Origin of the sequence: Actinomadura geliboluensis, assembly GCF_005889745.1 — a bacterium.
Classification (GTDB): domain Bacteria; phylum Actinomycetota; class Actinomycetes; order Streptosporangiales; family Streptosporangiaceae; genus Spirillospora; species Spirillospora geliboluensis.
In genome coordinates, this window is sequence record NZ_VCKZ01000334.1 from 1 (window position 1) to 10128 (window position 10128).

General features: G+C 71.8%; 9 protein-coding genes. 6 read left to right on the forward strand and 3 right to left on the reverse strand.

The genetic code is table 11. From position 1 onward, the window contains the following. The 3 genes from ETD96_RS33350 to ETD96_RS33360 form a co-directional block, all read left to right on the forward strand. Positions 1-664: fructosamine kinase family protein (locus ETD96_RS33350; protein WP_138640467.1), on the forward strand; the 664-nt coding region annotated here is incomplete at its 5' end. A 237-nt stretch (positions 665-901) separates the two neighbouring features. Beyond that, the gene (locus ETD96_RS33355) at positions 902-1897 is read left to right on the forward strand and encodes a hypothetical protein (RefSeq protein ID WP_138640468.1); all 996 of its coding nucleotides are present in this window, start codon (positions 902-904) and stop codon (positions 1895-1897) included. A gap of 99 nt (positions 1898-1996) precedes the next feature. Continuing rightward, positions 1997-2827 (forward strand): PSP1 domain-containing protein, encoded by an 831-nt coding sequence (locus ETD96_RS33360; RefSeq protein WP_138640474.1) that lies wholly within the window; start codon positions 1997-1999, stop codon positions 2825-2827. Here ETD96_RS33360 and nhaA read toward each other — a convergent pair. Continuing rightward, positions 2816-4705, reverse strand: a complete 1890-nt coding sequence (nhaA, locus tag ETD96_RS33365) for a Na+/H+ antiporter NhaA (protein WP_138640469.1) — start codon at positions 4703-4705, stop codon at positions 2816-2818. The two genes, ETD96_RS33360 and nhaA, sit on opposite strands and share 12 nt — an antisense overlap. Before the next feature lie 222 nt (positions 4706-4927). Between nhaA and ETD96_RS33370 the strand changes: the two genes are divergently transcribed. Together ETD96_RS33370 and ETD96_RS33375 are read left to right on the forward strand one after the other, a co-directional pair. After that, positions 4928-5599, forward strand: a complete 672-nt coding sequence (locus ETD96_RS33370) for a S1 family peptidase (protein ID WP_138640470.1) — start codon at positions 4928-4930, stop codon at positions 5597-5599. A 59-nt stretch (positions 5600-5658) separates the two neighbouring features. After that, entirely contained in the window at positions 5659-6480 is an 822-nt protein-coding gene (locus ETD96_RS33375) for a GNAT family N-acetyltransferase (protein ID WP_138640471.1), read from the forward strand. A gap of 58 nt (positions 6481-6538) precedes the next feature. Here ETD96_RS33375 and ETD96_RS33380 read toward each other — a convergent pair whose 3' ends face one another. Then, entirely contained in the window at positions 6539-7612 is a 1074-nt protein-coding gene (locus ETD96_RS33380; protein WP_138640472.1) for a fatty acid desaturase family protein, read from the reverse strand. Positions 7613-7630: 18 nt separating this feature from the next. Further along, on the reverse strand, positions 7631-8710 hold the full coding sequence (locus tag ETD96_RS33385; protein ID WP_240808406.1) for a ferredoxin reductase: 1080 nt from the start codon (positions 8708-8710) through the stop codon (positions 7631-7633). Positions 8711-8972: 262 nt separating this feature from the next. On the opposite strand from ETD96_RS33385, the gene ETD96_RS33390 reads away from it, so the two are divergent. Then, the coding region (locus tag ETD96_RS33390; protein ID WP_138640473.1) for an efflux RND transporter periplasmic adaptor subunit at positions 8973-10128 on the forward strand (1156 nt) is incomplete at its 3' end.

A 10128-nucleotide genomic window follows, 5' to 3' on the forward strand; every position in this document is an offset into this window, starting at 1 on the left:
GGGCGAGGCGGGGCCGGGGACGCCCGTCCCGGAGGTGCTCGCGGCGGACGACCGCATGCTCGTCCTGCCGTGGCTGCCGTCGGCGTCGCCGTCCCGCGAGGCCGCCGAGCGGCTCGGCCGAGAGCTGGCGGCCCTGCACACCGGGAACCGCCCGGACGCCTACGGCGCGCCCTGGGACGGCTTCATCGCCGACCTCCCGCTCGACAACACCCCGGACGGCGACGGCTGGCCGCGCTGGTACGCCGAGCGCCGCCTCGAACCGTTCCTCCGCCTCGGCGCCCGGCACCTGTCGGACGACGACGTCCGGCTGATCGAGCGCGTGATGGCGGAAATCGAGGAGCTGGCCGGGCCGCCGGAGCCGCCGAGCCGGATCCACGGCGACCTGTGGTCCGGGAACGTCCAGTGGACGGACGGCCGCGCGCTGCTCATCGACCCGGCCGCCCACGGCGGGCACCGGGAGACCGACCTCGCGATGATGGCGCTCTTCGGGACGCCGCACCTCGACACGGTCCTGGCCGCCTACGACGAGGCGGCGCCGCTCGCGGACGGCTGGCGCGCCCGCGTCCCGCTGCACCAGCTGCATCCGCTGCTCGTCCATGTGGCGCTGTTCGGCGGCTCGTACCGGGCGTCGCTCGTGGACGCCGCACGCGCGTCTCTCGGCTGAGTAAGAGAGAACTCTCTGTAACCGTGTTGGCCATGCTGGTTACGCTTCGTGATGACGTTGCTCCGGAGAGGTGAGAGGAGGTCCGCCGCGCCCGCGCCGTCGTCCTGTAGTGCCTCACGCTCCGGCACCGCCGCGCGCCCGCCGTTGTGCGTCGATGTGGTAACTCCCGCTTCATGGGTTTTTGTATGCCCGTAGATGAGATAGAAACGACGCGGTAACCCATGCGTGGAGAGGCAGGTGCACGGCGTACCCATGGACGACGGCAGGCGCGACGACTCGGGGATGCGGCTCGGCTCATGGAAGAGCCTGGCTCCGCTCGCCGCGGCCGCGGCCGCGGCGCTGTTCATCGGCGGCGGTGTCGACCTGGTGCACAACCGCCAGGACGCCCCGGACGAGGAGCGCGAGGCCAAGCCCGCCGCCGCCGCGAAGGCCGACCGGAACGACCCCCGCTTCGTCGTCGGCGTCACCGCGGAGGGGACGGCGCTGCTCGTCCGCGACGTGCGCACCGGCGCGAACGTGGGCCTGCCGGTGGCTCCGCCGCCGGGCCGCGTCTTCCACCGCGTCGCCGCCGCGAAGGACGGCTCGTACATCGTCGCGTCCTACGGCGACCGCACCGTCACCTTCCAGCGCCTCCACCTGAACGACGACGGGCACCCGCACGACCTGAAGGACATCCCGAAGGCGACCGTCCCCGGCACCTCCACCGCCTGGTCGGACATCGCCGTCTCCGGCGACCACGTCGCCTACGTCACCTACACGGGCAAGCGGAGCCGCGTGACGGTGCTGTCCCTGAGCAGCGGTACCAGCAAGACCTGGACGACGAAGTCGCCTGGGCGCGTCGACAGCCTCTCCTGGTCCGGCACCGGACTGTCCTTCGTCTGGACGCCCGTCGGCTCTGCCAAAAGCCAGCTCCGCATGCTCGACACCAAGGGCGCCGACGGCAACCTGAAGGTCAGCAAGGCCGTCATGACGCTGCCCAAGGGCAGCTCCAACGCCGTCGTCCACGGCAAGACCATCGTCGCCGGGACGGTCGCGAAGTCGCAGCTGACCGTCCAGTCGTTCACCCTGGCGGGCAAGCCGGTGAAGGTGCTGTGGCGGCAGAAGGTGGCGGGCCCGCTGACCGACATCGACCCGGCCGTCCCCGGCGGGACGATCATGGTCACCGCCGGCGACCTGTACGTGCTGGGCAGCCCCGCCGTCCCCGCGAAGGACCTCGCCGACGCCACCTGGTGAGCCGGCGCCGTCCGCTGAGCCGGCGCCGTCTGGTGACGCACGCGCCCGGACGGCTAACGTGGAGCAACGGAACCGGGCGAACGGAGCGAAACCGTGGGCATGGTGATGGCCGTCAGCTTCACCCGTTACGGCCGCCTGTACTACCTCGACCCGGGCCCGCACACCCCGAAGGTCGGCGACAAGGTGCTCGTCCCGACCGACTCGGGCCCGGAGGTCGCCGAGTGCGTGTGGGCGCCCCAGTGGGTGTCCGACGACATCGACGGCCTGCCCGAGTGCGCGGGCCCCGCCACCGAGGAGCACCTCGCCCGCGACGAGACCAACCGCCGCCGCCGCGCCGAGGGCCGCTCGATCGCCAAGCGCCTCATCCGCAAGCACGAGCTGCCGATGAAGGTCATCGGCGTCGACTTCCTCGACCACGACAACGTCTTCAAGATCTACTCCACCGCGCCGCACCGCGTCGACTTCCGCGCCCTCGTCCGCGACCTGGCCCGCGGCATCAAGGCCCGCGTCGAACTCCGCCAGGTCGGCCCCCGCGACGAGGCCCGCCTCCAGGGCGGCATCGGCCCCTGCGGCCGCGACCTGTGCTGCGCCACCTTCCTCAAGGACTTCGAACCCGTCTCCGTCCGCATGGCGAAGGAGCAGGACCTCCCCGTCAACCCGCTCCGCATAGCCGGCGCCTGCGGCCGCCTCATGTGCTGCCTCAAGTACGAGCACCCGCTCTACATGGAGTTCAAGGAGAAGGCGCCGCGGCTGGGGTCGCGCGTCAGTACTCCCGAGGGCGAGGGGCAGGTCATCGGGTACAACGTTCCCGGTGACCGTGTGACGGTGAAGGTGGGCTCGCGGCGGTGCTCCTGCCCGTCCGCCTCGGTGTGCTCGCCGCGCCAGCAGCACGACGCCATGTACAACCCCGACGAGGGGTCAGGAGCGTAGGGCGATCGCCTTGCGGGCCGTCTTGACGGCCGCGGAGAGGGCCGTGATGTCGTAGGCGCCGGTGTGGCGGCGGCCGTTGACGAAGAACGTCGGGGTGCCGGAGACGCCGCTCAGGTCGGCGGAGTCGACGTCCTCGGCGATGCGGTCGGTGCCCACGTTCGCGCGCAGGTCGGCGCGGAACCGGTCGACGTCGAGGCCCAGTTCGGCGGCGTAGCGGACGAGGTCCTTCGGCTGAAGCGCGTCCTGGCGGTCGAGGAGCAGGTCGTGCATCTCCCAGAACGCGCCCTGCTCGGCCGCCGCCTCCGCAGCCTGCGCCGCGAGCTGCGCCTGCGGGTGGACGTCGGTGAGCGGCAGGTGCCGCCACACGTACCGGACGTCCCCGTAGTCGGCGAGCAGCTCCCGGATGACGTCCTCGGCCTGCCCGCAGTACGGGCATTCGAAGTCGCCGTACTCGACCACGGTGACCGGGGCGCGGGCCGGGCCCCGGATGTGGTCGCGCTCGGAGTCGACGGGCGCGGCCAGGTCGATGATCGTCTCCGCCGTGCCGAGCAGGGCCCGCAGCCGCCAGGCCGGCGGCAGCAGCCATGTCGCGCGGACGACGGCCCAGGTGAGGACCGTGGCGACCAGCGCCGCCGACAGGATGCCGATCTTCGCCTCCTCCAGCCGCGGTCCGGTGAAGGTGAGCGCCGCGATCAGCAGCGCCACGGTGAACCCGACGCCGGCGACGGTGCCGCCGCCAGCGACCGCCGCCCAGCCGACCGGCGGCCGCAGCCGGCCCCGGCTGAGCCGCGTGACCAGCCAGGAGAAGCCGAGGATGCCGACCGGCTTCCCCGCGACGTAGCCGACCAGGACGCCCAGCGTGACCGGGGAGGTGAACGCGCGGCCGAGGAAGTCGCCGCTGATGGAGATCCCCGCGTTGGCCAGCGCGAACAGCGGGACGATCACGTAGCTCGTCCACGGGTGGATCAGCAGTTGCAGGCGGTCGTTCGGCGAGATCGCCGCCGCCACGTTCGTCTGCGCCGACCGCGCGTACTCCGGCGTCGGCTGCTCCCGGAACAGCCGGAAGACCTCCGACGCGCGCTCCAGGTCGCTGCGCGCGGCCGGATGCGCGTACGTCAGCAGGCCCATGGCCAGCCCGATGACCACCGGCTCCACCCCGGACGACTCCAGCGCCGCCCACGCGCCCACGCCCAGCAGCACGTACACGCCGAACTGCCGGACGCCGGCGGCGCGGATCGCGACGATGACCGCGAACACGCCGAGCGCCGCCAGCAGCGCCGGGGCGTGCACGTCCTCGCTGTAGTAGATCCCGATGACCGCGAGCGCGACGACGTCGTCCACCACGGTCGCCGTCAGCAGGTAGGCGCGCAGCCGGGCCGGGAAGCGCCGCCCGACCAGCGCCAGCACGCCGAGCGCGAACGCCGTGTCGGTCGACATCGCGATGCCCCAGCCGTGCGCGGTCGGCTGCCCCGCGTTGAACGCCAGGTAGATCGCGATCGGCGCCATCATGCCGCCGAGCCCGGCGGCCAGCGGCAGCGCGAGCCGCCGCCGGTCGCGCAGCTCGCCGACGTCGAACTCGCGGCGCGCCTCCAGCCCGACGACGAAGAAGAACACCGTCATCAGGCCGCCGTTGACCCAGTCGCGCAGGTCCTGCGAGATGCCGGTGCCGCCGAACGTGACGGACGCCTCCGTGCCCCACAACCGCTCGTAGGATCCGGCGTCCGCGTTCGCCCAGATGAGCGCGGCGAGCGTCGCGGCCAGCAGCACCGTCGCGCCGCCGGTCTCGGTGCGCAGGAACTGCCGCAGCGGGGTGCGCAGGCTGCGCGCCCAGGCGGTCCGCCCGGCGAACGGCCCGGACTCGTCCCGACTTTCGGTCATCCTGGAAGTCTCACCCGCCCCGGTTCCCGTCCGTCCCATGGAACGGTCTGGAGAACCCCCGCAGGGTCGCGGTCATTCCAAGACCGCCCTCCCACCTGGGGTGATCGTGATTCTGATATACGGCCCCCGCGAACCTTGGCACCTTCGTCCCCTTGCCGTGGCGGCCGGTCCTACGCACTATTCCGGGGAGTCGCCATCCTGGGCTCCCACAGGAGGTACGTGATGCGCCGCATCTTCACGCTGGCCGTGGTCGCCGCCGTTCTGGGCGTCCTCGCACCCGCCGCACCCGCCCACGCCGCGCCTGTCGCGCCCGCCGCCGCGCCGAGCGGGGAAGGCGGGCAGGCGGTCTACGGGGCCAACGGCGTCCGCTGCACGCTCGGCTTCAACGTCCGCCAGAACGGCACCTACTACTTCCTCACGGCGGGCGGCTGCGCGCAGGTCGGGCTGATCCTGTACGCCGACCCGGCGCTGACCACGGAACTCGGGACCGTCGTCGCGGTCAGCAATATCGCCGTCGCGCTCGTCCGGTACGTCGAGCCGCAGGTGGAGCGGCCGGGTAGCGTACGCCTCTACCCCGGCTCCCAGGACATCACGTCCGCGGGCAGCCCGGTCGTCGGCCAGCGCGTGTGCCGCAGCGGCCCCACCACCGGCGTCCGGTGCGGCAGCGTGACGGCGATCAACATCACCGTCCGCTTCCCCGAGGGGACGATCACCGGCCTGGCCAGGACGACGCTCTGCACCGAACCGGGCGACACCCCGGGCGCGCCGTACTTCTCGGGCACCACCGCGGTCGGCCTGGGCATCGGCGGCATCGGCGACTGCGCCAGCGGCGGCACGTCCTTCTTCCAGCCGATCAGCCCGATCCTCTCCGCCTACGGCGTCTCCGTGTACTGAAGCCCATGACGCCGGTAAATCGGTTGTGGGGGCCGCTCGGGCCGATCTAGCGTCCGCCCATGGACGGGACTGTGCGGTTGCTAGGGATCGATGAGCTCGGGGCCTGCCAGCGGCTCGCGGCCGATCGCGAGTGGGGGCCGGAGGACCGCAAGTGGCGGTTCCTGTTCTCGGTGGGGGACGTCTACGGGATCGACGACGGCGAGGGAGGGCTCGCCGGGACGGTGGTGTCGACTCCCTACGGCAAGGACGTCGCGGCCATCAGCATGGTGCTGGTCGCCAAGCGTTTCGAGCGGCGCGGCCTGGGCGGGCGGCTGATGCGCCACGCGATGGACAACTCGGGCACGGCGAGCCTGTGCCTGACTGCCACGGAGTACGGGCGTCCTCTATATGAGCGTCTTGGGTTCCGTTCTGTGGGCGTGTGCAAGACGTACAAGGGCGAGTGGGGAGGGACGTCCGGGCAGGGCGTGTCCGTCCCACTGGAGGCGGACGACCTGCCCGATGTGCACCAGCTCGACACTGAGGTGTTCGGTGCCGACCGGTCGCAGTTGGTCGAGGGCCTGCCGGAGTTTTGCGAGACGCTACGGGTCGTCCGGGACGAGACCGGTGTGGTCGGCTACGGCGGCGCGTGGTGGAACGACGACCAGGCCGTCGTCGGCCCCGTCATCGCGCAGGACGCCGAAACCGCGCTCGCGCTGGTGGAGGAGGTCGCTCCCAGGGGCCCGATACGGCTCGACATCGACCACCGGCACCCGGAACTGATCGCGTGGGCGGAGGACCACGGCCTCCGCCCCGCGTTCACCACCACGGTCATGGAGTACGGCGCCCCGATCGCGAACGACCCGTCCCGCCTCCACCTGCCGGTCGCCCAAGCCCTGGGCTGACGCCCGGACTCCGTCCCCGGCCGTGTTCGGACCTGGCCGTGTTCGGACCTGGCCGTGTTCAGACCTTGGCCGGGGCGGGCCGCCCGCCGGGGAGGGCGTAGCGGAAGATCTTCTTCCAGGTGCTCGTGACCTGCTTCGACAGCGAGCCCGTGTGGTACGGCAGGTCGTACTTCTCGCACAGGGCGCGGATGCGCGGGGCGACCTCGGCGTAGCGGTTGCTCGGCATGTCGGGGAACAGGTGGTGCTCGATCTGGTGGCTGAGGTTCCCGGTCATCAGGTGGAACAGCGGCCCGCCGGTGATGTTGGCCGAGCCGCACAGCTGCCGGACGTACCACTCGCCCTTCGTCTCGCCGTCGAGGCGCTCCTCCTCGAAGACGTCGACGTCGCCGGGGAAGTGGCCGCAGAAGATGATCATGTGGGCCCAGACGTTGCGGGCGACGTTGGCGGTGAGGTTCGCGGTCAGCGTGGAGAGGAACTGCGGGCCGCTGAGCAGCGGGAACGCCAGGTAGTCCTTGCCCCACTGGCGGGCGATCTTGCGGCCGATCTGGCGCAGCTTCTCCCGGGTGGCCGCCGGGTCGGCCGTCCCCGCCCGGATCTTGTCGATCTCCAGGTCGTGCACCGCCACCCCGTACTCGAAGAACATCGCGAGCAGCAGGTTGTAGAGGGGCTGCGGGAGGTGCGCCGGGCTCCACCGCTGCTCGGGCGCGACGCGCAGGATGCCGTAGCCGACGTCGTTGTCCTTGCCGAGGACGTTCGTGAACGTGTGGTGGACGAAGTTGTGCGAGTGCTTCCACTGCTCGGCGGGCGAGACGTTGTCCCACTCCCAGCTCGTCGAGTGGATCTTCGGGTCGCGCATCCAGTCCCACTGGCCGTGCATGACGTTGTGCCCGATCTCCATGTTCTCCAGGATCTTCGCGACGGCGAGCGTCGCGGTCCCGGCGACCCAGGCGGGCGGCAGCGAGGACGCCAGCAGCAGCGCCCGCCCGGTGATCTCCAGGCCGCGCTGCCAGCGGATCACCCGGTGGATGTAGGACGCGTCGCGCTCGCCCAGCGCCGCCATGACCTCCTCGCGGAGGGCGTCCAGTTCGGCGGCGATCGTGTCGTAGTCCGCGGTCGTCAGATGGTCGGTCATGGTGGGTCCCCCAGAGCCTCAGAGGTCGATTTCCACGGGGCCGGCGGCGGCCGAGACGCAGGTCTGGACGATCTCGCCCTCCTCGCCGTGCACCCGGCCGGTGCGCAGGTCGCGGACCTTGCCGGAGCGCAGCGCGCCGACGCAGCCGTGGCAGATGCCCATCCGGCAGCCGCTCGGCAGCAGCGCGCCCGCGTCCTCGCCGGCGACCAGGAGCGGCGTGCTCCCGTCGGCGTCCGCCTCGACGCCGCTCCTGGTGAACGTGACGCGCCCGCCCTCACCGCCGCCGTGCAGGACGGTCCGGAAGCGTTCGACGCGGAGCCGGTCGGCGATCCCGGCGGCGTCCCAGTGCGCGGCGAGATCGTCCAGCATCGCGCCGGGCCCGCAGGCCCAGGTGTCGCGTTCCGCCCAGTCGGGGCAGACTTCAGGTAGCTCGGACGGCTTGAGCCTGCCCTCGGCGGACGTGTGCCGCTCGTGCAGGGTCATGCCGGTCATCGCGCGGAGTTCGGCGCCGAAGATGACGTCCCCGGCCGTCCGGTCGGAGTGCAGGACGACGATGTCGGCGCCGTCTCCGGCGTGGGCGCGGAGCATGGCCATGACCGGGGTGATCCCGCTGCCGGCCGTGATGAAGAGCAGCTTGCGGGGGAGCTGCGAGGGCAGCACGAACGCGCCGTCCGCCGGGGCCAGGTGGACGAGCGCGCCGGGCCGGATCTCGTTGACGAGGTGCGCGGAGACGAACCCGTCGCGGGCGGCCTTGACGGTGACGGTGATCCGCCCGTCCGGCCGGGGCGGGGACGACAGCGAGAACGTCCGCCAGTGCCGGACGCCGCCGATGTCCGCGCCGATCCTGACCCACTGGCCCGGCCGGTGCCCCCGCCACGCCCGGCCGGGCCTGATCACGAGCGTCGCGGCGGACGGCGCCTCGTGGCGGACGGCGTCGACGCGTCCGCGCAGGTCGGTGGCCGACCACAGCGGGTTGACCAGGCCGAGGTAGTCCTCGGGCAGGAGCGGGGTCGTGAGGACCCGGGCCGCCTCCGCGACCCGTCGCCGTCTGCCTGTGCCCGCCTTGGTGTTCGGGCGTGACCGCGCCGCACTGATCACCTTGCCTCCCTGCCGACCGGTAACTTACGTTCGCGTAACCTACGGTCGCGTAGGGAGGCGCGACCTTTCAAGGCGTCCAGCGCCAAAGCGACAGGCATCACACCATCGCAGGATGTTCCATTCGTTGATGTAAAGACAGATGACAAAGACGGCGGCGGAGGTTGTCGCCGCCCGCCAACGCCGCGGACCCCCGGCGCCTCTCTCATCCGTTTCTCACTCACGACTCACGAGAGCCACATGCGGGCCCAAGAGCATCACCTCCATGAATCGGCCGTTTCAGCGCCGGACGCTGCTCGTCAACGGCGCGCTCGGCGTGCTGCTCGTCGCGGGCGTCGGCACCGCCTACCTCACGCTCGGCGACGGGGGTGACGGCGCCGCCGCGTCCACCCGGGTCTCGCGCGTTGGGCGGGGGACCGTGGAGTCGTCGGTGTCGGCGTCCGGCTCCGTGGCGAGCGCCCGGAGCCGCGCCCTGTCGTTCGGCGCGTCCGGCACGGTCGCCAAGATCTACGTCAAGGCGGGCGAGAAGGTCTCGGGAGGCGAGGTCCTCGCCCGCCTCGACCAGACCGAGGCGCTGGAGAACGTCAACGCCGCCAAGGCGAACCTGGCCGTCGCCGCCCAGGGCGACACGTCGTCGGAGAAGGGCTACGCCGGCTACGTCCAGGCGAAGAACGCCTACAACTCCGCTTTGCGCGCCTATGAGGGCACTGTCTTGAAGGCCCCGTTCGCCGGGACGGTCACCGCCGTCAACGGGACGGTCGGCGGCAGCTCCAGCGGCTCCGGCTCCGCCTCGGGCACTGGGGCGAGCTCCGGCGGGGGATCTTCGCCGGGGGGTTCGTCCACGTCTTCTTCCTCGTGGTCCTCCTCCTCCGGGTCGGGCTTCATCGAGATCGCCGACACCAAGCACCTGCAGATCGAGGGCAATTTCACCGAGGCGGACACGACCAAGCTGAAGGTCGGCCAGGCCGCGACGATCTCGTTCGACGCGCTGACCGGCACGACCGCCACCGGCAAGATCACCGCGATCGGGGTGTCGCCGACGACCACCGACAACGTGGTGAAGTTCCCCGCCACGATCTCGCTCGGGGACGTCCCGTCCGGGGTCCGGCTCGGCCAGACCGCGACCGTCGAGATCACCGTGGCCAAGGCGGAGGACGTCCTCTACGTCCCGAGCGCGGCGGTCAGGACGGCCGGCGGGCAGAGCATGGTGACCGTCGTCCGCGACGGCGTGCAGAGCACCCTCACGGTCGAGACCGGCGTCAAGGGTGATCAGGGCACCGAGATCAAATCCGGTCTGGAGGAGGGCGACCAGGTCGTCGTCGCGTCCTCCACGAGCGGCTCCGGAACGTCCGGCACCACCGGACGCCAGGGGTTCCCGGGCGGCGGCGGACCCGGAATGGGCGGCGGGGGCGGTCCCGGCG